The organism is Saccharopolyspora flava (genome assembly GCF_900116135.1).
GTDB classification, from domain to species: domain Bacteria; phylum Actinomycetota; class Actinomycetes; order Mycobacteriales; family Pseudonocardiaceae; genus Saccharopolyspora; species Saccharopolyspora flava.
The window spans coordinates 596,362-622,217 of sequence record NZ_FOZX01000003.1 but is presented as its reverse complement, the minus strand read 5'-3'; the positions used below and the strand labels follow the sequence as shown (position 1 = coordinate 622,217).

22 protein-coding genes are annotated in these 25,856 nt (G+C 71.5%); 11 read left to right on the top strand and 11 right to left on the bottom strand.

Features of this window, described 5'->3' with window-relative positions:
- Nucleotides 1–49 precede the first annotated feature (49 nt).
- From BM424_RS12700 to BM424_RS12680, 5 genes are all read left to right on the top strand, one after another.
- Entirely contained in the window at nt 50–901 is an 852-nt protein-coding gene (locus BM424_RS12700; RefSeq protein ID WP_093416585.1) for a sulfurtransferase, read from the top strand.
- Nucleotides 902–987: 86 nt separating this feature from the next.
- Nucleotides 988–2,163, top strand: coding sequence for an acetoin utilization protein AcuC (locus BM424_RS12695; protein ID WP_093416582.1), 1,176 nt, complete (start codon nt 988–990; stop codon nt 2,161–2,163).
- Nucleotides 2,164–2,175: 12 nt separating this feature from the next.
- Nucleotides 2,176–4,851 (top strand): bifunctional acetate--CoA ligase family protein/GNAT family N-acetyltransferase, encoded by a 2,676-nt coding sequence (locus BM424_RS12690; RefSeq protein WP_245775800.1) that lies wholly within the window; start codon nt 2,176–2,178, stop codon nt 4,849–4,851.
- An 80-nt stretch (nt 4,852–4,931) separates the two neighbouring features.
- The gene (locus tag BM424_RS12685; protein ID WP_093416580.1) at nt 4,932–5,813 is read left to right on the top strand and encodes an alpha/beta hydrolase family protein; all 882 of its coding nucleotides are present in this window, start codon (nt 4,932–4,934) and stop codon (nt 5,811–5,813) included.
- 165 nt (nt 5,814–5,978) lie between these two features.
- The gene (locus BM424_RS12680; protein WP_245775799.1) at nt 5,979–6,389 is read left to right on the top strand and encodes a hypothetical protein; all 411 of its coding nucleotides are present in this window, start codon (nt 5,979–5,981) and stop codon (nt 6,387–6,389) included.
- Nucleotides 6,390–6,580: 191 nt separating this feature from the next.
- On the opposite strand, the gene BM424_RS12675 is transcribed toward BM424_RS12680, so the two are convergent.
- Nucleotides 6,581–8,236, bottom strand: coding sequence for a fumarate hydratase (locus tag BM424_RS12675; protein WP_093416574.1), 1,656 nt, complete (start codon nt 8,234–8,236; stop codon nt 6,581–6,583).
- Nucleotides 8,237–8,427: 191 nt separating this feature from the next.
- Between BM424_RS12675 and BM424_RS12670 the strand changes: the two genes are divergently transcribed.
- Nucleotides 8,428–9,135 (top strand): tyrosine-protein phosphatase, encoded by a 708-nt coding sequence (locus BM424_RS12670; protein WP_093416572.1) that lies wholly within the window; start codon nt 8,428–8,430, stop codon nt 9,133–9,135.
- Nucleotides 9,136–9,368: 233 nt separating this feature from the next.
- On the opposite strand, the gene BM424_RS12665 is transcribed toward BM424_RS12670, so the two are convergent.
- The 3 genes from BM424_RS12665 to BM424_RS12655 all read right to left on the bottom strand — a co-directional run bounded on the left by BM424_RS12665 (nt 9,369) and on the right by BM424_RS12655 (nt 12,574).
- Nucleotides 9,369–10,340, bottom strand: coding sequence for a sigma-70 family RNA polymerase sigma factor (locus BM424_RS12665; protein ID WP_093416569.1), 972 nt, complete (start codon nt 10,338–10,340; stop codon nt 9,369–9,371).
- A gap of 297 nt (nt 10,341–10,637) precedes the next feature.
- The gene (gene dtd, locus BM424_RS12660) at nt 10,638–11,063 is read right to left on the bottom strand and encodes a D-aminoacyl-tRNA deacylase (protein WP_093416565.1); all 426 of its coding nucleotides are present in this window, start codon (nt 11,061–11,063) and stop codon (nt 10,638–10,640) included.
- On the bottom strand, nt 11,060–12,574 hold the full coding sequence (locus BM424_RS12655) for a N5-glutamine methyltransferase family protein (protein ID WP_093416562.1): 1,515 nt from the start codon (nt 12,572–12,574) through the stop codon (nt 11,060–11,062). Before BM424_RS12655 ends, dtd begins: the two co-directional genes overlap by 4 nt.
- Before the next feature lie 123 nt (nt 12,575–12,697).
- Between BM424_RS12655 and BM424_RS12650 the strand changes: the two genes are divergently transcribed.
- Nucleotides 12,698–13,255, top strand: coding sequence for an isochorismatase family protein (locus BM424_RS12650; RefSeq protein WP_093416560.1), 558 nt, complete (start codon nt 12,698–12,700; stop codon nt 13,253–13,255).
- Between the two features lie 64 nt (nt 13,256–13,319).
- The gene (locus tag BM424_RS12645) at nt 13,320–13,898 is read left to right on the top strand and encodes an HhH-GPD-type base excision DNA repair protein (RefSeq protein ID WP_093416556.1); all 579 of its coding nucleotides are present in this window, start codon (nt 13,320–13,322) and stop codon (nt 13,896–13,898) included.
- A gap of 85 nt (nt 13,899–13,983) precedes the next feature.
- Here the strand turns inward: BM424_RS12645 and atzF are convergent, their stop codons facing one another.
- The 5 genes from atzF to BM424_RS12620 form a co-directional block, all read right to left on the bottom strand.
- On the bottom strand, nt 13,984–15,612 hold the full coding sequence (atzF, locus tag BM424_RS12640) for an allophanate hydrolase (protein WP_093417057.1): 1,629 nt from the start codon (nt 15,610–15,612) through the stop codon (nt 13,984–13,986).
- A gap of 69 nt (nt 15,613–15,681) precedes the next feature.
- Nucleotides 15,682–19,245 (bottom strand): urea carboxylase, encoded by a 3,564-nt coding sequence (gene uca / locus BM424_RS12635; protein WP_093416553.1) that lies wholly within the window; start codon nt 19,243–19,245, stop codon nt 15,682–15,684.
- Nucleotides 19,238–19,864: an urea amidolyase associated protein UAAP2 gene (locus BM424_RS12630; protein ID WP_093416550.1), complete on the bottom strand. Its 627-nt coding sequence runs from the start codon at nt 19,862–19,864 to the stop codon at nt 19,238–19,240. Before BM424_RS12630 ends, uca begins: the two co-directional genes overlap by 8 nt.
- Nucleotides 19,861–20,691, bottom strand: a complete 831-nt coding sequence (locus BM424_RS12625) for an urea amidolyase associated protein UAAP1 (RefSeq protein ID WP_093417054.1) — start codon at nt 20,689–20,691, stop codon at nt 19,861–19,863. The genes BM424_RS12630 and BM424_RS12625 overlap by 4 nt, the downstream gene beginning before the upstream one ends.
- A gap of 11 nt (nt 20,692–20,702) precedes the next feature.
- The gene (locus BM424_RS12620; RefSeq protein WP_093416548.1) at nt 20,703–22,172 is read right to left on the bottom strand and encodes an amino acid permease; all 1,470 of its coding nucleotides are present in this window, start codon (nt 22,170–22,172) and stop codon (nt 20,703–20,705) included.
- Nucleotides 22,173–22,345: 173 nt separating this feature from the next.
- Between BM424_RS12620 and BM424_RS12615 the strand changes: the two genes are divergently transcribed.
- Nucleotides 22,346–22,996 (top strand): TetR/AcrR family transcriptional regulator, encoded by a 651-nt coding sequence (locus BM424_RS12615; RefSeq protein WP_093416545.1) that lies wholly within the window; start codon nt 22,346–22,348, stop codon nt 22,994–22,996.
- 100 nt (nt 22,997–23,096) lie between these two features.
- On the opposite strand, the gene BM424_RS12610 is transcribed toward BM424_RS12615, so the two are convergent.
- Nucleotides 23,097–23,768 carry a lysophospholipid acyltransferase family protein gene (locus tag BM424_RS12610; protein ID WP_093416543.1) on the bottom strand — a complete coding sequence of 224 codons (672 nt, stop codon included), beginning with the start codon at nt 23,766–23,768 and terminating at the stop codon, nt 23,097–23,099.
- A gap of 137 nt (nt 23,769–23,905) precedes the next feature.
- Between BM424_RS12610 and BM424_RS12605 the strand changes: the two genes are divergently transcribed.
- A complete protein-coding gene (locus BM424_RS12605) occupies nt 23,906–24,253 on the top strand; it encodes a DUF3099 domain-containing protein (RefSeq protein WP_093416540.1) in 348 nt (115 codons plus the stop codon).
- 72 nt (nt 24,254–24,325) lie between these two features.
- Nucleotides 24,326–24,577, top strand: coding sequence for a DUF3039 domain-containing protein (locus tag BM424_RS12600; RefSeq protein ID WP_093416538.1), 252 nt, complete (start codon nt 24,326–24,328; stop codon nt 24,575–24,577).
- 27 nt (nt 24,578–24,604) lie between these two features.
- Here the strand turns inward: BM424_RS12600 and BM424_RS12595 are convergent, their stop codons facing one another.
- Nucleotides 24,605–25,696 carry a YihY/virulence factor BrkB family protein gene (locus BM424_RS12595; protein ID WP_245775798.1) on the bottom strand — a complete coding sequence of 364 codons (1,092 nt, stop codon included), beginning with the start codon at nt 25,694–25,696 and terminating at the stop codon, nt 24,605–24,607.
- Nucleotides 25,697–25,856 lie beyond the last annotated feature (160 nt).

Sequence of the window (25,856 nt, the reverse complement as noted above, 5' to 3'; positions counted from 1 at the left end):
ACAGCCAGGATCAGCGACCGACCTCGTCGGCGGGCTTCGAAAGGCCGTCATGCATCCCTTGATCAGTACCGATGATCTCATGACCGCACTGGGTGCCCAGCCGCACCCGACCCTGTTGGACGTGCGGTGGTCCCTGCTCGGTCCACCGGGCCGCGACGACTACGCGGTGGGGCATTTGCCCGGAGCGGTTTTCGTGGACCTGGACGGCGAGCTGGCCGCCGAGCCCGGCCCGGCCGGGCGGCATCCGCTGCCCGATCCGGCCGCGCTGCAGGAGGTGCTGCGCCGTGCGGGGGTCGATGCCGACCGCCCTGTCGTGGTCTACGACGCCGACAACGGTTCGGCGGCGGCGCGCGCGTGGTGGTTGCTGCGCTGGGCCGGGCACCGGTCGGTGGCCGTGCTCGACGGCGGCTACGCGGCGTGGACCGCCGAGGGCAAGCCGACCACCACCGATGTCCCCGGACCGAGTGATGGCGGGTTCCGGGTGCGTCCCGGGTCGATGCCTGTGATCGACGCCGACCAGGCTGCTGCGCTGGCCCGCGACGGCGTGCTGCTCGACGCCCGGGCCCCGGAGCGCTACCGGGGCGACGTGGAACCGATGGACCCGCGGGCCGGGCACGTCCCGGGCGCGCGCAACGCGCCGTTCGGCGAGCACACCGGTTCCACCGGCAAGTGGCGTTTGCCCGCGGAGCTGGCCGAGCGCTTCGCCGACCTGGGCGTCACCGGTGACACCGCCGTCGGCGCCTACTGCGGCTCGGGCGTCACGGCCTGCTCGGTGCTGCTGGCGCTGGAACACGCCGGCGTCACCGATGCCCAGGCGCCTGCCGCGCTCTACGCGGGCTCGTGGTCGAACTGGGCGGCGGACCCGTCACGACCGGCGGCGACCGGGCCGGAGCCCGGCTGAGCCCTCGGCGCGCACGCCATCCCGCCGGGCATTTCGGACGGTCGAGCCCCTGTGTCGGGGCGCTGCCGGGAGGTAGCGTCCCGCACATGGGTTCTCAGTTGGCCGTGGTCTGGGACGAGTCGGTGCTCGAGTACGACCTGGGCGGGCACCATCCGCTGCATCCGATCCGCCTGGACCTGACCATGCGGCTGGCCAACGCGCTCGGCGTCCTCGACGGCGTGGAGACGATCAAGCCCGAGCCCGCCACCGAGCAGGACCTGCTGCGCGTGCACACCGCCGAGTACATGGCCGCGGTGCGCGCCGCACCGCTGAGCGCCTGGGAGGTCGGGCACGGCCTGGGCACCGACGACAACCCGGTCTTCGACCGGATGCACGAGGCCTCCGCCCTGATCGCGGGAGCGTCGATCAAGGCCGCCGAGCAGATCGTCTCGGGCGCGGCGGACCGGGCGGTCAACATAGCCGGCGGCCTGCACCACGCGATGGCCGATCACGCCGCCGGGTTCTGCGTCTACAACGACTGCTCGGTGGCCATCGCCTGGATGCTGGAGCAGGGCGTGGAGCGCATCGCCTACCTCGACGTCGACGTGCACCACGGCGACGGGGTGCAGGCGGCCTTCTACGACGACCCGCGGGTCATGACGATCTCGCTGCACCAGCACCCGGTGACGCTGTGGCCGGGAACCGGTTTCGCCACCGAGGTCGGGCGCGGCAACGCCGACGGCAGCGCGGTCAACATCCCGCTGCCGCCCGGCACCGGTGACGCCGACTGGCGCCGCGCCTTCCACGCGGTGGTCCCGTCGGTGCTGGACCAGTTCCGGCCGCAGGTGCTGGTCACCCAGTGCGGGGCCGACGCGCACCGCGACGACCCGCTCGCCGACCTGGCGCTGACGGTCGACGCGCAGCGCGCGACCTACCAGGACCTGCGCGAGCTGGCCGAGAGCTACGCCGGCGGCAAGTGGCTGGCGCTGGGCGGCGGGGGCTACTCGCTGTTCCGGGTGGTGCCGCGGGCCTGGACGCACCTGCTGGCGACGCTGCTGAACCGGGATATCGCGCCGGAGACGACCATCCCCGAGGATTGGATCGCGCACGCCGTCCGGCGTGCTCAGAACGTGCCGATGCCGACGTCGATGTCGGACGGGGCCGACCCGTCCTTCGAGCGCTGGTCGGGGGTGACCGCCTCCGCGGTCGACACCGCGATCCGCGACGCCCGGCACGCGGTGTTCCCGCTGCTCGGCCTGGACCCGGCTGACAGTCGCGACTGAGGAGTGCCCGAAGTGGACGAAGAGCCGAGAGAGGAGACCGGGCCGGAGCAGGACTACCCCCGGCAGTGGGAGGCCGACGTCGTCCTCTCCGACGGCGGCACGGTGCACATGCGGCCGATCACCCCGGCCGACAAGGACAAGCTGATCGCCTTCCACGGGCGGCTCAGCGATCGCACCAGGTACTACCGCTACTTCGGCCCGTACCCGCGGATGCCCGAGCGCGACGTCCGGCGGTTCACGCAGGTCGACTACGTCAACCGGGTCGCGCTGGTGGCGCTGCTGGGCGACGACATCGTCGCCGTCGGCCGCTTCGACCGGCTCGGCGAGCAGGAGTCGGCGGAGGTCGCGTTCGTCGTCGAGGACGGGCACCAGGGGCGCGGTCTGGGATCGATCCTGCTGGAGCACCTCGCGGCGGCGGCGCAGGAGTGCGGTCTGCGGCGCTTCGTGGCCGAGGTGCTGGCCGAGAACTCCACGATGGTGCGGGTCTTCCGCGACGCCGGCTACCAGGTGAGCCGGGCGATGGAGGAAGGCGTGGTGCACCTGGAGTTCGACATCGACCCGACCGAGGAGTCCGTGGCGGTGGCCCGGGCTCGCGAGCAGGCCGCCGAGGCGCGCAGCGTGCACAACCTGCTGCGGCCGCGGGCGGTGGCGGTCATCGGCGCCTCCACCGACCACCGCAAGATCGGTCACGCGGTCCTGACGAACCTGCTCACCGCCGACTTCACCGGCCCGGTGTACCCGGTCAACCCCGAGCACCGCGCGGTGCGCGGAGTGCGCGCCTACGCCTCGGTGCTCGACATCCCCGACGAGGTCGACCTGGCGGTGGTGGCGATCCCGGCCGCCGGCGTCAACGAGGTCCTCGACGACTGCCTCGCCAAGGGTGTGAAAACGTTGGTCATCGTGTCCTCCGGGTTCAGCGAGACGGGTCCCGAGGGGCGCGAGGTGGAACGCGAGATGGTGCGGGCCGCGCGGGTGCACGGCATGCGCGTGGTCGGCCCGAACGCGCTCGGCGTGGTCAACCCGGACCCGGAGTTCCGGCTCAACGCCAGCCTGGCGCCGCAGCTGCCCGGGCGGGGCCGGACCGGGTTCTTCTGCCAGTCCGGTGCGCTGGGCGTGGCGATCCTGGAGACCGCCACCGAGCGCGGGCTCGGGCTGTCGACGTTCGTCTCGGCGGGCAACCGCGCCGACCTGTCCGGCAACGACCTGCTGCAGTACTGGCAGACCGATCCGGCCACCGACGTGGTGCTGCTGTACCTGGAGTCGTTCGGCAACCCGCGCAAGTTCGGCCGGTTGGCGCGGCGGCTCGCCCGCAGCAAACCGGTCGTGGTGGTCAAGTCGGGTCGCAACTCGGTGCGCGCCGGGCTGGCGGCCTCGACGGTGGAGATCGACGAGACGAGCGTGCAGGCGCTGTTCGAGCAGTCCGGCGTGATCCGCGTCGAGTCGGTGGCGCAGATGTTCGACACCGCGCTGCTGCTCGCGCACCAGCCGCTGCCGCAGGGCGACCGGGTCTCGATCGTGGGCAACTCCTCGGCGCTGGGCATGATCGCCGCCGACGTGGCGCAGGCGCAGGGGTTGCAGCTGGCGCACGAGCCGGTCGACGTCGGGGCCTCGGCCGAGCCCGACGAGTTCGCCGCCGCGGTGCGCGACGCCGCGCTGCGCGATGACGTCGACGCGCTGATCACGGTGTTCGCCCCGCCGGTGGCGGTGCCCGGCTCGACCTACGCGCGGGCGCTGCGGGAGGCGTTGCACGAGGCCGACGCGACCCGCTCCAAGCCGGTGGTGACCACGTTCCTGGCGGCCGAGGGCGTGCCGGACGAGCTGCGGGTGCTCGGACCGGACGGCACGACGGGCAAGGGGTCGGTGCCGTCGTACCCGAGCCCTGAGCGGGCGGTGCTCTCGCTGGCGCGCGTGGCCCGCTACGCGCAGTGGCGCGCCGCCCCGAAGGGGCACTTCGTGCGCCCGGAGGTGGCCGCCGAGAAGGCGCGCGAGCTGGTCGAGCAGTGGCTGGTCGAGGGCGTGTCCGAGCTCGACGACGACCGGATGGTGCGCCTGCTGGAGTGCTACGGCATCGAGCTGGTGCCCTTCCGCAAGGTCGCCGACGTGAACGCGGCGGTCGCGGCGGCCGAGGAGCTGGGCTACCCGGTGGTGCTGAAGTCGACCAGCACCGATCTGCGGCACCGCAACGACCTGGTCGGCGTGCGGCTGGACCTGACGGGTCCGGACGCGGTGCGCACGGCCTACGCCGACGTGCGGCGGGTGTCCGGTGCCGAGGAGGTCTACGTGCAGCGGATGGCCGGGCGCGGCACCTCCTGCGTGATCGACCTGCTCGACGACCCCTCGTTCGGCACGTTGGTGTCGTTCGGGCTCTCCGGCGTGGCCAGCGAGCTGCTGGGGGACAAGGCCTACCGGGCGCTGCCGCTGACCGATGTGGACGTGGCGACCCTGGTGCGCGCGCCCCGCGCGGCGCCGCTGCTGGTCGGTTACCGGGGCGTGGAGCCCGCGGACCTCTCGGCGTTGGAGGACCTGGTGCTGCGGGTGGCGACGCTGGCCGAGGACCTGCCCGAGGTGCGGTACCTGGCGTTGCAGCCGGTGCTGGCCTCGCCGACCGGGGCGTCGGTCACCGGGGCGAAGGTGTCGTTGGGCGAATCGCCCGCCGCTCTGGACACCGGACCGCGTCGCCTGCGCTAGGGCCACCTGCGTTGGGGCCGACTGCGACGGGAGCCACAGACCCGCAGATCGAAACCGGGTGGTTCCGTTAATCTGGGGCCGTGGATGAGGTCACGACCCGGAAAGTCGACACACCGGCACCCGTGCTCGGCGTGGTTCCCGCGGGCCAGTACCGCATCAAGGTGCGCGCGGTGCAGCAGGACGACCCGACCGCGCCCGTCGCGGTGCTGGCGCCCGCCATGGGCGTGCCGGCCGGCTACTACCGGCCGTTCGTCGCCGAGCTGCACCGGCTCGGCATGACCGTGGTGTCGTTCGACGTGCGCGGCCAGGGCGAGAACAAGCCCCGGGCGCAGCGCGGCGTGCACTTCGGGTACCAGGACTTCGTCGACGACCTCGACGCCGTGCTCGACCTCGTCGAGTCCGTCTTCCCCCGCGCTCCGCGGTTCGTCCTCGGGCACAGCCTCGGCGGCCAGATCGCGCTGCTGCACACCGCCGCCCACCCCGGCCGGATCAGCGGCGCGGCCCTGATCGCCACGGGGTCGGTCTGGTACCGCGGCTACCCGAGCCTGGCCAAGTACTACTACTCGCTGCTGGGAACCCAGACGATCGCGCTGGCCTCGACGCTGCTGGGCTACTGGCCCGGCTACGTCTTCGGCGGCAAGCAGGCGACCGGGCTGATGCGGGACTGGGCGCGCCAGGCGCGCACCGGCCGCTGGCGGCTGCGCGGCTCCGACCTCGACTACGACGCGGCCATGGCCGAGGTGACCACCCCGCTGCTCACGGTGACCGTGGCCAACGACGAGCTGGCCCCGAAGACGGCGATGGACGACCTGGTCAAGCACTCCACCCGCGCCGAGCGCACCAGCCGCCACTACACCGCCGACGACGCGGGAGGACCGGTGGACCACTTCAAGTGGACCCGCAGCTCCGCCGAGCTGGCCGCCTGGATCCAGGACTGGATGAACGGCGTCCTCGAGCGCTGACCGGCGTTCCGGCGACGAGGCCGGGAGTTCGGCCCGGCCGGGTGAATTGTGTGAAATCCGAGGACCGATCCACCTCGGCCGGGACGCAACCCGAAGCTCCCGCGCGTCCGTCTACTGGGCATGAGACGCCTACGAACCGCAGTGGGCGCGGGGAGTCTGCTACTGGTGCTGGCAGCCTGCGCCCAACAGCCGACCAACGACGTGGGGTTCGGTGGTCAACCGCCGGCGCCACCCGGACCGGTTCAGCCGAAACCTGAACCGGAGCGGACGCCGGTGGCCGCAGAGGCCATCGACCTCTCGCAGCTACCGCGAGGATATCCGAAGAAGGTCTGGACCCAGGACAACGGTACCGCAGTGGTCGCCACCGGTCAGGAGGGCGGCTGCAGCAAGGTGCACGCCGAAGTGGCGGAGCAGACCGCCGACCACGTGAAGATCCTCCTGGTGGAGGAAACCCCGGATCCGCCGGGAATCTGCACGATGGACCTGCGGTACCCGCCGGTGGCGGTGAGCCTCAGCGCGCCGCTCGAAGGGCGAAAGGTGGTCCTGGAGCAGAAGGATGTGAAGGTTCCGCGCTGATTCGGCTGCAGCGCGGCGGTAACCTGCCGCCGCCGCGCGTCGGAAGCGGTTCGCCGCCGGAGGTGGGGCTCCACGGCGCACCGGGTTCGGCAGCCCGTCTTTCGCGGGATCAGCACAGCGGGATGACCGCGGCCGCTCGGGTTCACCCGCGCCTCGTGCGCGGGTGAACCCGGGACCGGTCGTGCGAAACCTCAGCGACCGAAGGAGATCTGCAGCGTCGGCTGCGTGGAGTTGGCGAAGAAGTCGTTGCCCTTGTCGTCGACGACGATGAAGGCGGGGAAGTCCTCGACCTCGATGCGCCACACCGCTTCCATGCCCAGCTCGGGGTACTCCAGCACCTCGACCTTGCGGATGCAGTCCTGCGCCAGCCGCGCCGCCGGACCACCGATCGAACCGAGGTAGAACCCGCCGTGGGTCTGGCACGACTGGGAGACCTGCTTGGACCGGTTTCCCTTGGCCAGCATCACCATCGAGCCGCCCGCGGCCTGGAACTGCTCCACGTAGGAGTCCATCCGGCCGGCCGTGGTCGGACCGAACGAACCCGAGGCGTAGCCGTCGGGCGTCTTGGCCGGGCCCGCGTAGTACACCGGGTGGTCGCGCATGTAGTCGGGCATCGGCTCGCCGGCTTCCAGCCGCTCGGCGATCTTGGAGTGCGCGATGTCGCGCGCCACCACCAGCGGGCCGGTCAGCGACACGCGCGTCTTCACCGGCAGCTTCGACAGCTCCGAGCGGATCTCGTCCATCGGCCGGTTGAGGTCGATCTTGACGACCTCATCGGAGAGCTGCTCGTCGGAGACCTCCGGCAGGTACTTCGCCGGGTCGCGCTCCAGCTGCTCCAGGAACACGCCCTCCGGCGTGATCTTGGCCTTGGCCTGCCGGTCCGCCGAGCAGGACACCGCCACGCCGACCGGCAGCGAAGCGCCGTGCCGCGGCAGGCGGATCACGCGCACGTCGTGGCAGAAGTACTTGCCGCCGAACTGCGCGCCGATGCCGAACTGGCGGGTCATCTCCAGGACCTGCTGCTCCATCTCGACGTCGCGCAGCGCGTGGCCGGAGCCCGAGCCCTCGCGCGGCAGCTCGTCGAGGTAGCGGGCCGAGGCCAGCTTGGCGACCTTGAGGTTGTACTCGGCCGACATGCCGCCGACGACGATCGCCAGGTGGTACGGCGGGCACGCCGCGGTGCCCAGTGAGCGCAGCTTCTCCTCCAGGAAGCGGCCCAGGCGCGTCGGGTTCAGCAGCGCCTTGGTCTCCTGGTAGAGGAACGTCTTGTTGGCGCTGCCGCCGCCCTTGGCCATGAACAGCAGCTCGTAGAACGGGTCGGTGCCCGGCTTGTTGAACAGCTCGATCTGGGCGGGCAGGTTGCTGCCGGTGTTGCGCTCCTCCCAGAAGTTCAACGGCGCCATCTGCGAGTAGCGCAGGTTGAGGTCCTGGTAGGCGTTGAAGATGCCGCGCGCCAGCGACTCCTCGTCCTGGCCGCCGGTGAGCACCGTCTCGGTGCGCTTGCCGATGACGATCGCCGTGCCGGTGTCCTGGCACATCGGCAGCACCCCGCCGGCCGACACGCAGGCGTTGCGCAGCAGATCGGTGGCCACGAACCGGTCGTTCGCGCTGGCCTCCGGGTCTTCCACGATCGACTTCAGCTGGGCGAGGTGCGAGGGACGCAGCAGGTGCTGGATGTCCTTGATCGCCTCGGCGGCCAGCGAGGTCAGCGTGGCGGGCTCGATCTCCAGGAAGCGGCGCCCAGCGGCTTCGACGACCTTGATGCCTTCATCGGTCACCAAGCGGTACTCGGTGTCGTCGGGGCCGAGGGGGAGCACCTCGGTGAAGTCGAAATTCGTGGTGGTCACGTCGCGGCTCCTTTGCGCGCGTTCGGGTTACGCGTGCACTCATGTAACCGCGCAGCGGATCACGACGTCCACACGGGTCGGCAATGTGTGACGGAGACCCGTGCGGGGGACCTGTGAGGAGCACCTGGTCGAAACGCGCCCGGGTTGAGATTCTCGAACCCGGATCGCTGCCGTCCCGCCTCGGAGGCCTCATGGCGCTCGACGAACTGGTCAACCTGCGCGACCTCGGCGGTCAGCCCACCGGAACCGGTGCGCTGACCAGGCCCGGGGTGGTCTACCGCAGCGACGCCCCGCGTCTCGGCGACCGCGACCCGGGCGGGCTGCCCGGGTGGCCGCCGCGCGTGGTCGTCGACCTGCGGGAAGCCGCCGAGACCCGGGACGAGCACCCGATGGCCCCGGCCAGCCTGGTGCACCGCGTGCGCGTGCTGGAGGGCCTGGACAAGCCGGACGAGGACGACGAGTCGGTGCACGAGCTGACCACGCTCTACCAGGGGATGCTGCTGGGCGCGCCGACGAAGCTGGTGGAGGTCTTCCGGCACGTCCTGGAGGCTGACGGCCCGGCGCTGGTGCACTGCGCGGCGGGCAAGGACCGCACCGGGGTGGTCTCGGCGGTGCTGCTCAGCGCCGCGGGCGTGCGACCGGACGCGATCATCGCCGATTACGTGCGCACCGACGAGAACATGCTGCGCGTGCTGCAACGGCTCGAAGAGCTGCCGGAACTGCCGCCGGGCGTGGACGAGGAGGCGGTCGCCGAGCTCATGGCCACGCCGACGCAGGCCATCGAGAGGGTGCTGGAGGTCTTCGACGAGCACCCGGACGCGGCCGCGGGCTGGCTGGCCGGCCACGGCGTCACCGACGACGAGCTGCACCGCTGGCGGGAGAAGTTCCTGGAGGAGTAGGTGAGGAGGTCGGACCCGTCCTTTCGACGAGTCCGGCCTCCTCCAGCAAGCGGTGGAGGACCCCACCGCTCAAGTCGCGGAAGAAGATCTTCGCTCCGCGGGGCCGCTCGGGTCAACGAGCCGTTCGGGTGCAAAGTGACGCCGCGCTCCCCCGAAACGGGCACCGGACGCCTCAGGAGTCACATCCGTGACGAAAAAGGGGCGCCCTTCGTCGTGAAGGGCGCCCCGATGGGTCAGCTGGCGTAGGCGCGGAGCTTGTCGGCGCGGTCGCCCTGGCGCAGCTTGGACATGACCTCGCGCTCGATCTGGCGGACCCGCTCGCGGGACAGGCCGAAGGCCTTGCCGATCTGGTCCAGGGTGCGCGGCTGGCCGTCCTCGAGGCCGTAGCGCATCCGGATGACCGCCTGCTCGCGCTCTTCGAGCGTGGACAGGACCCGGCGCAGGTCGTCCTGCAGGAAGCCGGAGATCACCGCGTTCTCGGCGTCGGCGGACTCGGCGTCCTCGATGAAGTCGCCCAGCGGGGCGTCCTCCTCGGTGCCCACCGGCATGTCCAGGCTGACCGGGTCGCGGGAGTGGTCCATCAGGTCGAGGATCTTCTCGACCGGGATGCCGGCCTCCTCCGAGAGCTCCTCGTCGGTGGCCTCGCGGCCCAGCTTCTGGTGCAGGTCGCGCTTGATGCGGGCCAGCTTGTTGACCTGCTCGACGAGGTGGACGGGCAGCCGGATGGTGCGGCTCTGGTCGGCCATGCCCCGGGTGATGGCCTGCCGGATCCACCAGGTCGCGTAGGTCGAGAACTTGAAGCCCTTGGTGTAGTCGAACTTCTCCACCGCGCGGATCAGGCCCAGGTTGCCCTCCTGGATGAGGTCCAGCAGGGGCATGCCGCGGCCCGTGTAGCGCTTGGCGAGGCTGACGACCAGGCGGAGGTTGGCCTCCATCAGGTGGTTCTTCGCTCGCCGACCGTCCCGGACGACGGCATTGAGGTCCGAGCGCCGCTCGGGGGAGAGGTTCTTGCCGGTTTCCAGCAGGTGCTTGGCGAAAACCCCGGCCTCGATGCGCTTGGCGAGGTCGACCTCTTCCTGTGCGGTGAGCAGCGCGGTGCGCCCGATGCCGTTGAGGTAGACGCGCACCAGGTCGGCCGATGGACCCTGGGTGTCCAATTCTTCGGCGACGGCGACGTCTGGCTTGGTGGTCTGCGGGACGGTCATGAGCTCCCTCCCTGGCGGGCTGGCTAGCGGGGCGCAATTCACACCGGCGCATCGGTGCGCGGTGTGCAGGACGCGTACGCTCGGGATTACCGGGGCTTCCGCGCCTACGTTCTTCTCCGGGTGCCGAGTCGGTGCCGGACTGTTCGGTCACCGCGGACGGCATGGCCGTCGAAGCTTCGTTACCTGGAAAACGACGGGCGCGACGAATTCGTTCCCGAAGTTCTCGATTCGAAGACGTCGCGGCCGTCACATCGGTTGTGCCCTGAGTCTGAGGATTTCCTGAGAGCTCTCGTTACATTAGACCTCAACCAGAAGTGTGAATGGCCCGTCGTTCACACTTTCGACGGCCATCATCGCGCCGAACACCCCGGTGGACACCCGCGCGCCCCGCTCCCGGAGCTCCGCGACGACCTCCTCGACCAGCGGTTCGGCCTGCTCGGGCCGGGCGGCCTCGGTCCACGACGGGCGGCGCCCCTTCCGCGTCGACCCGTAGAGGGTGAACTGGCTGACCACCAGCAGCGGGGCACCCGTCGTCGCGCAGGACTCCTCGTCCCGGAGCGCACGAATCTCGTGCAGTTTCCGGGCCATTTTTGCGACTTCCTCACGTCCGTCGGAATGGGTCACACCCAATAGGACCAACAGCCCGGGTTCTTCGATCTTCCCGACGACTTCGCCCTCCACCGTTACCGAGGCGCGAGTGACCCGCGTGACGATTGCCCTCATTGATCAACACCTCGCCATTCGGCCGGAACGACCATTCCGTGCCGGATGAGTTCCCGCACCATCGGAATCGCGGCGGAGGTCAACTCCTCCGCATCTTCGCCGTAGCCCATCGCCAGCAGTTCCAGCAGTTCCTCCAGCGGCAGCGCACCGCGGAATCCCGCCAGCAACCGGACGCCGAGCTCGTCGATCTCGTGCTGCCACCCGGGACCGTCGGTGCGGTGCAGGCGGTGCACCATCGGCTCCCAGCCCTCGTCGCCGGGCTGGGAGACCTGCTCCAGGACGGTGCTGTCGGCGGTGACCAGCCGGGCGGCCAGCAGGTCGTCGTCGGAGTCGTGGTCGCGCAACCAGTCGACGCGGCGCAGCCACGCGTCGGACTCCGGGCCCAGCGGGTCGTCGAACGCGTGCCGCAGGTCCTCGCAGACCACCTCACCGGGACCGTCGGTGCGGCGCAGGGTGATGAACCCGAAACCGATGCCGATCACGTCGTTGGCCTCGAACCAGTCCAGCCACTCGGCGGCCTTGCGCAGGCCCTGCTCGGAACGCAGGTCGTAGCCCGCGTCGCGCAGCCAGGTGCCCACGTACAGGTCCGGGTCGGCGACGTCGCGCTGCACGAACCACGCGTCCACCCCGGCGCCCGGCGGCAGCCACGAGGCCACCCGGTCCTCCCAGTCCTCGCCCTCGCGGTGCACCCAGGAGGCCAGCAGCTGCCCGGTGCCGCCCTCGTTGAGGAACGACGGCAGCTGGCGCACCACCAGCGCGCTCGCGTCGTCGCCGGCCAGCCCGGAGTCGCGGTAGGTGAAGTCGGTGCGCGGCGGGCCCACCACGAACGGCGGGTTGCACACGACCAGGTCGAACTTGCGGCCGCGGGCCGGTTCGAACCACTCGCCCTCGCCGATCTCGGCGTCGACCCCGTTGAGCCGGAACGTCGCCTCGGCCAGCGCCAGCGCCCGCTTCGAGACGTCGGTGACGGTGATGCTCCGCGCGTGCGTGCTGGCGTGCAGGGCCTGCACGCCGCAGCCGGTGCCCAGGTCGAGCACCGAGCCCACCTGCCGCCGGGTCGTGGCCCGCACCAGGCTCAGCGACGCGTGACCGACCCCCAGCACGTGGTCCGGGTCGACGGGACGCCCGCCGCGCAGGTCGGAGTCCAGGTCCGACACCACCCACCAGGAGTGCTCGCCCTCGCCGTAGGGGCGGATGTCCAGGCCGGCGCGCAGCAGCTCGCCGTCGGCGGTCAGGATGCCGGCGGCCAGCGCGTCGTCGACGCTCAGCGAGCCGAGCGCGGCCCCCGCGTCGTCGCGGGTCTCGGCCTGGCCGAGCAGGAACAGCCGGACGAGCGTGCCCAGGGTCCCGGCGCCCTCGGTGGCGCGCAGCGCGGGCACCGGTTCGCCGCGCCCGAGCGCGGCGTGCGCGGAGTGGCCGAGCAGGTCGAGGACGCCGTCGGCGTCGTAGGAGGCGGCGCGGAAGGCGTCGCGGAGTCGGTCGATGCGGTCAGCGGACAGATCTGGAATCACGCCCTGAATCCTCACACGGCCGCCGACCGGCGCATCCGCTCACTCGACCGGGGACGTTCGCGGCGGCGGGCGCTGTCGGTGCCGCGACCTAGCATCGGGGCATCGGCGAACGGGGGAGAGATCATGACGACTCTGCAGAACAGGCCGAACACCGCGCTACTGGTCATCGACGTGCAGAACGGCGTGGTCGCCGACGCCCACGACCGGAATCGGGTCGTGGCCAACATCGGTGATCTCGTGGACCGCGCCCGGGGCGCCGGGGTGGACGTGGTGTGGGTCCAGCACCACGACGACGGCCTGACCCGCGACAGCGAGAGCTGGGACCTGGTGCCCGAGCTCGACCGGGCCGCCGCCGAATCGCTGGTGCACAAGTCCTACGGCGACGCCTTCGAGGACACCGACCTGGAGGAGGTGCTCGCCGAGCGCGGCATCGGGCGCGTGATCGTGACGGGCGCGCAGACCGACCAGTGCGTCCGGTGCACCTTGCACGGCGCCTTCACCCGCGGCTACGACGCGACGCTGGTCAGCGACGCCCACACCACAAGCGACCTGACCCGCTACGGCGCGCCCGCGCCCGAGGAGGTCATCGCGCACACCAACCTGTACTGGCAGTACCAGGCCGCCCCCGGCCGCACGGCCGGGACGATCACCACCGCCGAGGTCGACTTCACCACCGCATGAGCGAACGAGACCTCGGCGAGCCCTTCCGGGCGTTGTGGGCGGTTGTGCGTGCCAGGATGGGGGCATGCCGAACAAGCTCAACCTGACCGGCGACGCCGAGGCCGACAAGCTCCTCTCGGACGACCCGTTCGCGCTGCTCACCGGGATGCTGCTGGACCAGCAGGTGGCGATGGAGCTCGCCTTCGCCGGTCCGAAGAAGATCGCCGATCGGATGGGCGGGTTCGACGTCGTCAAGATCGCCGAGTGCGATCCCGAGGAGTTCGTCGAGCTCTGCGTGCAGAAACCGGCGATCCACCGCTACGGCGGGTCGATGGCCAAGCGCGTCCAGGCGCTCGCGCAGCACGTCGTCGAGCGCTACGACGGCCGGACCGAGCGGATTTGGACCGACGGCGACCCCGACGGCAAGGAAGTCCTCAAGCGGCTCAAGGCCCTGCCCGGCTACGGCGACCAGAAGGCCCGCATCTTCCTCGCCCTGCTCGGCAAGCAGCGCGGCGTCCAGCCGCAGGGCTGGCGCGAAGCCGCCGGCGCCTACGGCGACGAGGGCTCCCGCCGCTCCATCGCCGACGTCGTCGACGAGCAGACCCTCCAGGAGGTGCGCTCCTTCAAGAAGGAGCAGAAGGCCGCCGCGAAGGCCGCGAAGTAACCACGGGGCAGTTTTTGCCCTAACCGTCCGGGGTTGATGCCCGAAATGTCCGGACAGTTATGGCTAAAACTGCCCTCAGCCGGGTTCAGCGTTCCGCGAGGTAGTTGCGCCAGCCGCCGTGGTGCGTGATGTCCTCCGCGTCGTGCAGGGCGGCGGGCTCGCAGAGGAAGCCCCGGACCGTCGAGCCGTCGGACAGCTCCACCGCTCCGATGGTCATCGGCGCGGGCAGTGCTGCGACGAAGGACCCGAACGCGGACGCGGTGAGCTCCCAGACCTCGACCTCGACGGCCTTGCCCGCCTCGGCGCGCACCAGGCCCGGTTTCGGCGGTGTCGTGCGCAGAGCGTGCAGCCGGTAGACCGGCGCTGTCGTGGTGGTGCGCACCAGGCGGGCGTTGCGGTCGGTGAGCTGGTGGTTCAGCGGCTGACCGCTCAGGTGCGCCCCGGCGACCGCCAGCAGCACCGGTTCGGTCTCCGCCAGCAGGTCCGCGACGTGCGCGAGGGCGCGGTCCTGGTGCGCGGCGCCGACCAGCGTCACGCCGAACGGCAGACCACCTACCCGGCCCGCCGGGATCGCCAGTGCCGCGAGCCCCAGCAGGTTCGCGAAGTTGGTGAACCGCCCCAGCGCGCTGTTCACCCCGACCGGATCGGCCGCGACCTCGGCGATCGTGGGATGTCCCGTGGTGGTCGGCAGCAGCAGCGCGTCCACCCCGCGGAGCTGGACCTCGGCCTCGGCCGCGAGCTCGGCCAGCCGCCGCTGATCGGTGAACGCCCGGTGCGCGGGGATCTGGCCTGCCGCGGAGATGATCTCGCCGACCACCGGATCGACCTCGTCGCGGTGGGCGTCGACGAACTCGCCGACCGCCGCGTACCGCTCGGCGACGAACGCGCCCTGGTACAGCAGTTCCGCCGCGCGCAGGAACGGTGTGAGATCGACGTGCACCAGCTCCGCGCCCGAGGCCCGGAACCGCTCGCTTACGTCCGCGAACGCCTCCGCCCAGCCGGGCGCCAGCCGGCCGAGGTCCTCGGGGGCCGGGACGCCGATGCGGTGCGGGGCGGCCGGGGTCGACGCCGGGACCGGCGGGGCGAGCACGTCCAGCGCTCGGTGTGCCTCGCCGACCGTGCGGGCGAAGACCGTCACGCAGTCGATGCTCGCGCACGCCGGCACCACGCCCTCGGTGGAGATCAGTCCGTTGGTGGGCTTCAGCCCCACGATCCCGTTCAGCGCGGCCGGGACCCGGCCGGACCCGGCGGTGTCGGTGCCCAGCGCGAGATCGGCGATGCCCAGCGCGACCGCGACGGCCGAGCCGGAGCTCGACCCGCCCGAGATGCGGTCGGGATCGACGGCGTTGCGAACGGCACCGTGCGGGGACCGCGTCCCGACCAGGCCCGTCGCGAACTGGTCGAGGTTGGTGGTGCCCAGCACCAGAGCACCCGCCGCGCGCAGCCGCGCCACCGCCGGGGCGTCGGCGGCGGGCCGGTAGGCGTAGGCGGGGCAGCCCGCGGTGGTGGGCAGCCCGGCGACGTCGATGTTGCCCTTGACCGCGACCAGCTTCCCGGCCAGCGGGAGCGCTTCGCCCGCGCGCAGCCGGGCTGCGATCTCGACCGCTTCGTCCAGCAGTTCCGGTTCGGGCCGCAGGTCGATCCACACCTCGGGTCGATCGACCTCGGCGATGCGCCGGTAGGCGGTCCGCACCCGGGCGCGCAACGACTCCAGTGACGACACGGCATCTCCTTGCTTGAGCGGGGTGGTGGGACACCCCGAGGGATGTCCCACCACCGGGTGTCAGGGGGCGAGGGTGAGCAGGGGCGTGCCGGGGCCGACCTGGTCCCCGGGCGCGACAAGGAGCTCGGCGATCGTGCCGGTCGCGGGGGCCGTGATCGGGGCTTCGGTCTTCATGGCCTCCAGCGCGAGCAACGACTCGCCGGCCTCGACGCGCTGACCCGGCCGGACGTCGGTGCGCCAGACGGTGGCGACGAACGGCGCCTCCACCACCTGCCCGCCCGCCGGGGCCTCGACCGTCGCGGTCGTCGCGGGCGCCAGGTCCGGTTCGGGTTTCGGGTCGAACTCGCCCGCGGCCTCCCAGGCCTGACGCTCCGCCTCGAACGCTTCGGCCTGCGTCCTGCGGAACTCGTCGATGCTCTCGGCGTTCTCGGCCAGGAACCGCTCGTGGTCGGCCAGCACGAACTCGCCGTCGGTGATGTCGAGCTCCAGTCGTCCGGCCGCGCAGTCGGCGCGCAGGTCCAGCAGCTCCTCCGCCGAGACCGGGTACCACTTGATCCGGTCGAAGAACCGCAGCAGCCACGGCGTTCCCGGCTCGAACGAGCCGCGCTGCTGCCACCCGCTCCACACCTGCACCGTGCGGCCGACGAACTGGTACCCCCCGGGGCCCTCCATGCCGTAGATGCACAGGTAGGCGCCGCCGATGCCGACCGAGTTCTCCGCAGTCCAGGTGCGCGCCGGGTTGTACTTCGTGGTGATCAACCGGTGCCGCGGGTCCAGCGGGGTGGCCACCGGCGCGCCCAGGTAGACATCCCCCAGACCCAGCACCAGGTAGTCGGCGTCGAACACCGTCCGGTACACGTCGTCCACGCTGGCCAGGCCATTGGCGCGGCGGATGAACTCGATGTTCCACGGGCACCACGGCGCGTCGTCGCGGACACCGGCCATGTAGCGCTCGATGGCCTCGCGGGTGGCCGGGTCGTCCCAGGACAGCGGCAGGTGCACGGTCCGGCTCGGCACCCGCAGCCGCGAGGTCGGCGGCAGCTCGGCCTCCAGCTCCCGGACCAGCCCGAGGGCCTTGTGCACCGGCAGCTCGTCCGGGTCGACGTGCAGCTGCAGCGAGCGGATGCCGGGGGTGAGGTCGACGATGCCGCCCAGCCGCTGCTCGCGGAGCTTCTCGGCCAGCGCGTGCACCCGCATCCGCAGCGCCAGGTCCAGCTTCATCGGGCCGTACTCGATCAGCAGGTTGTCGTCCCCGCTGCGGCGGTAGGTCACCGACGGGCGCGTCTCGTCGGCTTCCAGCGTCCCCAGCACGCCGCCGTCGTCCACCGCGGGGCGACTCGCCGCCAGGCCCGAATCGGGACGTCGTCGCAGCTCAGCGGCGTGGTCGGGGCTGATCGGCGTGAACCGGACGGTGTCGCCCGGGCGCAGCTGGCCGAGCTTCCACCGCTCGCCGGTGGCCACCGTGGCCGGGCAGACGAAACCGCCGAGGCTGGGTCCGTCCGGGCCGAGCAGGATCGGCAGGTCGCCGGTGTAGTCCACCGCCGCCACCGAGTACGGGGTGTCGTGGATGTTGGACGGGTGCAGTCCCGCCTTGCCGCCGTTGCTGCGCGCCCACGTCGGACGCGGCCCGACCAGCCGCACGCCGGTGCGCGCGGAGTTGAAGTGCACCTGCCAGTCGGTGGCGTAGAAGGTCTCGACGTCCTCGGTGGTGAAGAACTCCGGAGCCGCGTGCGGCCCCTCCAGAGCACCGATCACCCAGGCCTGGGCCAGGTGCGGTCGCTGCTCGACGGGAACCGGACCGGCCGGTTCGCCGGAGGCAGCGCCGGGTTGCAGCACGTCGCCGACGCGCAGCGCGCGACCACCGTGCCCGCCGAAGCGGCCGAGCGTGAAAGTGCTGGCGCTGCCGAGGAATTCCGGTACGTCGACACCGCCCGAGACCAGCAGGTAGGTGCGCAGTCCTGGCCCTTCGGTGGCTCCGATGTCGAGCACCCCGCCGGCCGGGACCTCGAACGGTTCCCACATCGGCATCGCCGCGCCGTCGATGGTGACCGGGGCGGGCGCGCCGGTGACGCAGACCGTGACCGGGTGCGAGACCCGCAGCGCCGGACCGTCCACTGTGCACTCCAGGCCGGGTGCGCCCTCCGGGTTTCCCAGGGCGGTGTTGCCCAGCCGGAACGACAGGTCGTCCATCGGCCCGCACGGCGGCACCCCGACGTGCCAGAACCCGATCCTGCCCGGCCAGTCCTGCACGGTGGTCATGGTCCCGGCCCGGCGCACCTCGATCGACGGTTCGTCGTCGCTGACCTCGGCCAGGGTGGCCGTGTCGTGGACGACGTCGCGGAACCGCGGCTCGTCGAGCGCCGCGCGCAGCAGCCCGAGGTTGGTGCGGATCCCGTCGACGCGAGTCGCGCGCGCCGCCCGCGCGGCCGCCTCCAGCGCCTCGGCGCGGGTCTCGCCGGTGACCACGAGCTTGCCGAGCAGCGAGTCGTAGTGGGAGGTCATCTCGGTCCCGGTCTCCACCCACGTGTCCGCCCGGACCCCGGCGGGGAAGTGCACGCGGGTGAGCAGCCCGGCGCTGGGCCGGTGGTCGCGAGCCGGGTCCTCGGCGCAGATCCGCAGCTGCACGGCGTGCCCGCGCGGTCGCGGCGGCGCGTCGAGCATGCCCGAGTCACCGCCCGCCACGCGCAGCATCCACGCCACCAGGTCGATGCCGAAGACCTCCTCGGTCACCGTGTGCTCGACCTGCAACCGCGTGTTGACCTCGAGGAACGCCACCTCGCCGCGCTCGACGTCGTAGACGAACTCCACCGTTCCCGCCGAGCGGTAGTACACCGACGAGCACAGCGTCAGCGCCGCCTCGGTGATCTGCCTGCGGAGGTGTTCCGGCAGATCCGGTGCCGGGCACTCCTCGACGACCTTCTGGTTGCGGCGCTGCAGCGTGCAGTCCCGGTCGCCCAGCGCCAGCACGTGCCCGCTGCCGTCGCCGAAGACCTGCACCTCGACGTGTCGCGCCCGCTCCACCAGTCGTTCCAGGAAAACGCCTGCGGTGGCGAAGTTCTTGGCGGCCACGTCCTGCACCGACTTCCACGCCGAGCGCAGCTCGCCGGCGTCGCGGCAGGCGCGCATGCCGATCCCGCCGCCTCCGCCGGTGGCCTTGAGCATCACCGGGAATCCGATCTCCTCGGCGGCCGCGACGGCCTCCTCCGCCGTGGACAGCAGGCCGGTGCCCGGCAGCAGCGGCACCCCCGCGCTGATGGCCTGCTCGCGCGCGGTGTGCTTGCTGCCGAACAGCTCCAGCTGACGCGGTGTCGGGCCGACGAACGTGATGCCCGCGTCCTCCACGGCGCGGGCGAAACCCGCGTCCTCGCTGAGGAATCCGTAACCCGGGTGGATCGCGTCGGCGCCGGTGCGGCGCGCGGCGTCGAGCACGCGTTCCGCCGACAGGTAGCTCTCCTCGGCCGGAGAACCGCCCAGCAGCACCGCTTCGTCGGCCAGCCGGACGTGCGGGGCGCAGCGGTCGGCCTCCGAGTGCACCGCGACGGTCGCGATGCCCAGTTCCCGCGCGCTGCGCAGGATCCGGACCGCGATCTCGCCCCGGTTGGCGACCAGCAGCTTGTCAACCACGCGGCACCTCGCTCTCGGAATCGGTGACCACCATCCGCACCTCGGACGGCTTGAAGCCGTTGCACGGGTTGTTGATCTGCGGGCAGTTCGACACCAGCACCAGCACGTCGGTCTCGGCGCGCAGCGCGACCCGCAGGCCCGGCGCGGAGATGCCGTCGACGATGCCGAGCGTGCCGTCGTCCTCGACCGGCACGTTCATGTACCAGTTGACGTTGCCCACCAGGTCGCGCTTGCCCAGACCCCACCGGGACCCCTCGATGAGGAAGTTCTCCGCGCATCCGTGCTGGTGGTAGGTGTGGTGGCCGTACCGCAGGGTGTTGGACTCCTTGCTGCAGGCGCCGCCGATCGTGTCGTGCCGCCCGCAGGTGTCGGCCACGACCGTCATCAGCGGGTCGTCCTCGTGGCTGCGTAGCACGCTGCCCGTGGTGAGGAAGATGTTGCCCTGCCCCGCGACGGTGGTGCCGGCGCTGTAGCGGCGGGAGGTGTCGGCGGCGTCGTAGACGAGGAAGTCCACGGCCTGGTTGCCCTGCAGGTCGATGATGTGCAGCACGTGCCCGCGCTCGACGACCGCCGAGAAGGGGGCGCGCGGGGCGACGACCTGGTCCAGCACGGTGCTCATGCGATCCCCCTCGCGGTGAGGTAGTCGGCGGTGTTGGCGAAGGCCCGGCGGCCCTCCGGGGTGCGGGTCCACAGGGCGTCGTCCGGGCCGGTGGGGGCGCCGCGCCAGGCCAGGACCTCCAGCGTCGAGGCGGTGTAGTCCGGGCGGGGGTCCAGCGGGTGCGGGGTGTTGGCGATCGAGACGATCACCGGCATCTCCACCCGCAGCGTCACCGACGCACCCGCCCCGGCGCCGCCGGTGAACTCCAGCCCGCCGTCGCCGGCGACCCGGATGCCCTTGAGCAGCGCCAGGCTCGGCGGCACGTCGCGCGGGCCGAGGCCGTGCTTGGCGAGAGCGAGCTTGAACAGCTCGCGCCCGGCGGGGGAGTCGCTGTGCGGCTCGCCCGCCCCGTAGCGGGCGGTGTTGCCCGCGAGCGTGGACGCCGAGCACAGCGCGTCGTGCGCGCCCGAGGCGTCGGCGACGATCGCGGCCAGCACCCGGGCCTGGTCGGACAGCAGCAGGTCGCCGGATCCCAGGTAGGCGTTCCACTGCACCTTCACGGTGTCGTTGACGTTGAGCCGCTCGATCGGCTCGAAGGCGTTGTGCAGCAGCAGGTTCGCGCAGGCGTCACCGCGCGGGTCGGTCAGCCGCAGGTGCGTGCCGCGGGCCAGGACCTTGTGGGTGTAGCCGCCGCCTGCGACGGTCTCGGCCCACACCAGCGACTCCGGTGCGACGTCCTCCGGCGGGCTCGGCCACGCCGACGCGGGCAGCACCGGCATCGCTTCGGCGGTGGCCCCTTCCTGCGCCCGCGCGTGCTCGCGGGCTCCGTACGTGGTCGCGGTGGTCACGTTCGCCTCCTTCATGCTTCGACGGGTTCGGGAGTCGGTTCGGCGCGGCGACGGCACAACCAGCCGGTCAGCACCGCGAGCGCGAGGAATTCGAGGGGGAACAGCAGCAGCCAGGCGGAACCGGTGCCGGCGGTGTCGTAGACCTCGGGGCGCGGCCAGGCGATGTTGACGATCATCACCACGCCCCACACGACCGCGGCGAGGTTGACCGGCAGCGCCCAGCGGCCCAGCGAGAACAGCCCGGGTTGCGCGACGAACTCGCCGCGCAACCGGCGGCGCAGCAGCGGCAGCGTCACCAGCAGGTAGGCCACGTAGACCACGACGACCGAGGTGCCGGTGATCGCGCTGAAGATCGTCGGGTTGCCCAGGTTGACCAGCAGCAGCGCGATCGCGATCGCGCCGGAGGCCAGTGCGGGGAGCAGCGGGGTGCCGGTGCGCGGGTGCACCCTGGCCAGTCGCGCGGAGGCGGGCAGCGCTCCGTCACGGGCCATCGAGTAGCAGAGCCGGATGGTGCCGGTCTGGATCGTCAGGGTGCACACCACCACCGCGATCGCCACGTCGGCCAGGAAGACCCGGCCCAGCACGTCGCCGAAGACCGCTTGGATGACGTACGGCAGGCCCTGGTCGGCGAGGTTGCCGTCGGTCAGGCTCGGCGCGGCCATGAGCGCCACCAGGATCACCGCCAGGCCGCCGAGGCCGGAGATCAGCAGCGCCCGCAGCACCGCTCGGGGCGCCGCCTTGCGTGCGTTGACGGTCTCCTCGGCGACCGAGGCGGCGGTGTCGAAGCCGTACAGGACGTAACCGGCCATCAGCGCCGAGGCCAGCAGTCCCGCGCCGGTCCCTGTGTCCGGCAGCGGCTCGGTGACCACCTGCGGGCCGCGCACGGCGAACAGCGCCAGCCCGACGACGAGCACCGCGACGCCGGCGAGCTCGGCGGCCACGCCGATGTCGTTGATGCGCGCCATGACTCGCACCCCGGCGGCGTTGGCGGCCGTGGTGCACACGATCAGCGCGCTGCCCAGCAGCACCGCGTTGGTCGCCCCGGTCGGGGAGGTGATCGACGGATCGCCGCCGACCAGCTGGAACCCGCTCCACACCGACGGCAGCACGACCTGCAGCGCGATCGCCGCCGCGGCCAGCGCCACCGTGCAGCCCAGCAGCATCATCCATCCGGCCAGCCAGCCCGCGAAGCCGCGGGAGACGTGCTTGGCCCACTGGTAGATGGACCCGGCCAGCGGGTACCGGGCGGCGAGCTCGGCGAAGTTCAGCGCCACGAGCAGCTGGCCGACGATCACCACCGGCCAGGTCCAGAAGAACATCGTGCCGCCGAAGGAGTAGCCGAGCCCGAACAGCTGGAAGACGGTGGTCAGGATCGACACGAACGAGAACCCCGCGGCGAACGCGCTGAACGAGCCCAGCGTTCGCCTCAGTTCCTGCCGGTAGCCGAAGGCGGTCAGCTCATCGGTGTGGGTGGCTGTCATGCGACCTCCCCGAGGTCTATTTCTGTCGCACGACAGAAATTAGGGAGCCGCGGAGACGTGCACGTGCCGACGAGGTCACGTCTGGGTTAGGCGGTGTGAGAACCGCGTTTCGGGAAGCGGTGGGGCCGCCTGTCGGCTGCTCGGGTCGCGGTGTCGTCGGGGATGATGGGGGTGTGCGAACGAGGGTGGGGCGGCCCAGGGCGGGATCGGCGGGAACGGGTGATTCCCGGGAGGACCTGCTGACGGCGGGCGCTGCGCTGTTCACCGAGCGGGGTTTCGCGGCGACGACCACTCGCGCGCTGGCCGAGCGGGCCGGGCTGCGGCAGGCGGCGCTGTACCACTACTTCGAGACCAAGGAGGACGTGCTCGCGGCGCTCCTGGAACGCACCGTTCGGCCGTCGGCGGAGTTCGCCGCCGCGCTGCTGCAGCGCCCCGAGGACCCCGCCGTGCGGTTGTGGGCGCTGTGCCGCACCGACATCGCGCTGCTGGCCGGGGGCGAGCACAACCTGGGCGCCCTGTACCTGCTGCCGGAGATCGCCGGGCCGCGGTTCGAGGAGTTCCGCCGCCAGCGCGCCGAGCTCAAGGACGCCTACCGGGTTCTGGTCGAAACCCTCGCCGGACCGGAGGAGACCTCGCGCGCGGACTTCGTCTTCGGCGTCGTCGAGAGCGTCATCCTCCTCCGCCGCGACGCGCACCGCCTCGACCCCGACGACTTCGCCCGCGCCGGTGCCGACGCCGCCCTGCGCGCCGCCGGTGTCGGCGACGAAGGCCTGCCCGAGATCCGCGAGGCCGCCGACACCCTCCGCCGCCGCACCCGCACCTGACCCACCGAGGTCGAATACCGCAGGATTCGTCGGGTCAAAAACCGCAGGATTCGACCCGACAAATCCTGCGGTATTCGACCCTGGGGAGGAGAAGTGGAGGTCAGGCGGCTGCTGCGCCCGGCTTCTGGTACTTGTCGACGTACTCCTGGTCGGAGAGCTCGGCGATGGAGTACATGATCTCGTCGGTGATGGAGCGCAGGACCGGCAGCGAGGACTCCATGCCCGCGTAGCGGGAGAAGTCCAGCGGATCGCCGAAGCGGACCGTGACCGGAGCCAGGCGGGGGATCTTGGTGCCGCGCGGCTGCAGCTTGTCGGTGCCGGTCAGCGCCACCGGGACGACCGGGGCTCCGGTGCTCAGCGTGAGCCGGGCGACGCCGGTGCGGCCCCGGTAGAGGCGGCCGTCGGGGGAGCGGGTGCCCTCCGGGTGGATGCCGAAGGCGCCGCCGTCGCGCAGCACCTGCTCGGCCGCGCCGATCGCCTCCATCGCGGCCCGGCCGCGCCCGCGCTCGACGGGGATCGCGCCCAGCGAGCTGAACAGCCACCTGCTCAGGCCGCCCTTGACGCCGGTGCCCTGGAAGTACTCGGCCTTGGCCAGGAACGCCACCGGCCGCGGCAGCACCAGCGGGACGATGAAGCTGTCGAGCACGGCGAGGTGGTTCGGCGCGAGGATCACCGGGCCCGTGGCGGGCACCTTGTCCGCGTCGATGACCTCCGGCCGGTAGACGGATCGCGCAACCGCACCCACGACCCGCTTGCTCACCGCGTACAGCATCGTCCTGCCTCTCCCGCTGGTTCTCGCTCCCGCATCGAATCTAACCCCAGGAGGTTTCGGGCGCGGGTCTCGCGGGTCAACCGGTGGGGGCAATCGGTCTCCCCCGGGGGTATCGGCGGGCAGGCGCGGGTGGGAGCATGGAACTCGGAGGTAGCGTCGTGAACACTTCACATCGTGACGACACCCCGGTGCTGATCACCGAGGCCCAGCCGTCGATGGACGATCAGCAGGCGATGCGTCGCCGCCGATACGCGATCATGATGGCCAGCCGCATCCCGTGCTTGGTCGGGGCGGTGGTCGTGTTCCAGCTGTGGCAGCTGTGGTGGTTGTCACTGATCATCCTGGCGATCTCCATCCCGCTGCCGTGGATGGCGGTGCTGATCGCCAACGACCGGCCCGCGCGCAAGACCGAGCACGTCAACCGGTTCCGCCGCTCGCACCGCAGCCTCGAATCCCCAGGACACCAGGTCATCGAGGGCGCCTGACCTTCGCTTTCGCCGAGACCGGTGCGCCACCGCTGCGGACAGACGCATGCGGTGTGCGGCATCATTGGTGCCATGAGCACGATGACGCTGCCGGAGACCGACACCCGGAACGAGACCGCTGACCAGGAAAGCGATGATCGTCCCGAGGTATTCCACTACGTGCAGAAGGACAAGATCGCCGAGAGCGCGGTCATGGGCACCTTCGTGGTGGCGCTGTGCGGCGAGGTCTTCCCGGTGACCAAGTCCGCCAAGCCGGGCTCGCCGGTCTGCCCGGACTGCAAGGAGATCTTCGAATCCCTGCCCCCGGGCGGTGGCGACGAGTAGGACGGGTGCTCCCCGAACCGCCGCGGGTCAGCCGCCGTGCGGTTCGGGCTGACCTGCGCGCTTGAACGCGACCGGCTTGCCGTTGGCCGGCGGTTCCGGATCCGACGGCGGCTCCGACTCCGTCGAGGAGCTCGGCTTCTCCGGGGTCTCCGGTTCCGGCGGGGGAGTGTTGTCCTCGCGCCAGGCCCGGTAGCCGTCCTCGGTGTGCATCCGCTGCGCCAGCCGCCGCATCTCCAGGCGGCGCCAGCGACGACGTTCCCGGCGCGTCATCTTCGCCGGCCACATCTCCTGGATCGCGTTGTTGAACTCCGCGCCCATGATGATCGCGAACCCGATGAAGAACGCGAACAGCAGGAACGCGATCGGCGTGGCCAGCGCGCCGTAGGTGTAGCCGGTGCTGGTGATCCAGGTGATGTACACCCGCAGCCCGTAGCTGGCCACCAGGAACAGCACCATCGCCAGCAGCGCGCCCGGCACGCCCCGGTGCCAGGGCAGCTTGCGCGGCAGCGCCACGCTGTAGAGCGTCGCCAGCGCGATCACCAGCGCGGCGGCCGTGGCCGGGTAGTAGATGGCGTGGATCAGCCAGGTGACGTCGTCCTGCAGGAAGTGCGGGAACACCGTCGGCAGCCACTCCGGGCCCAGGGCGATCACCGGCAGCCCGACGATCGCCAGCAGCAGGCCCACCAGGTACAGCAGCAGCGCCACGATCCGCTGCCAGACGCTGTTGCGCACCAGGTACTGGTCGTAGGCCTGCGTGATCGAGTCCACCAGCGACGCCAGCGCCGACGACCCGGCCCACAGCGACAGCAGGAAACCCATCGAGGCGATCTCGCTGCGCCCCTTGGTGAGGATGTCCCCGACGGTCGGGCCGATGATCTGGTCCACGACGCTGCTGGTGAACACGGTCGAGCAGAACGCCAGGATCTTGTCGTGCACCGCGTCGACGATCGCGGGACCGAACCAGTCGCCCAGGTAGCCCAGGCTGCCCAGCAGACCCAGCAGCAGCGGCGGCAGCGACATCGTCTGCCAGAAGGCGGCCGCGGCCGACTCCGAGAAGATGTTGTCCCACCACGCCTTGTCCAGGGTGCGCGCGATCAGGCGCAGAGGACCGCGGCGCACCGGGACCTCGTCCCGCGCTGCGGTCGCGCTGCGCCCCCGACTGTCTGGCGAACCTGGCGAACCCATCTCGCCTACAAGGATGCTGCATGCCCGGCGCGCGCAGGCGTCGAGGTGTTGAAACCGGAGTGTCGGAACCGTCTCGATCGGCCGAACCGGTGTT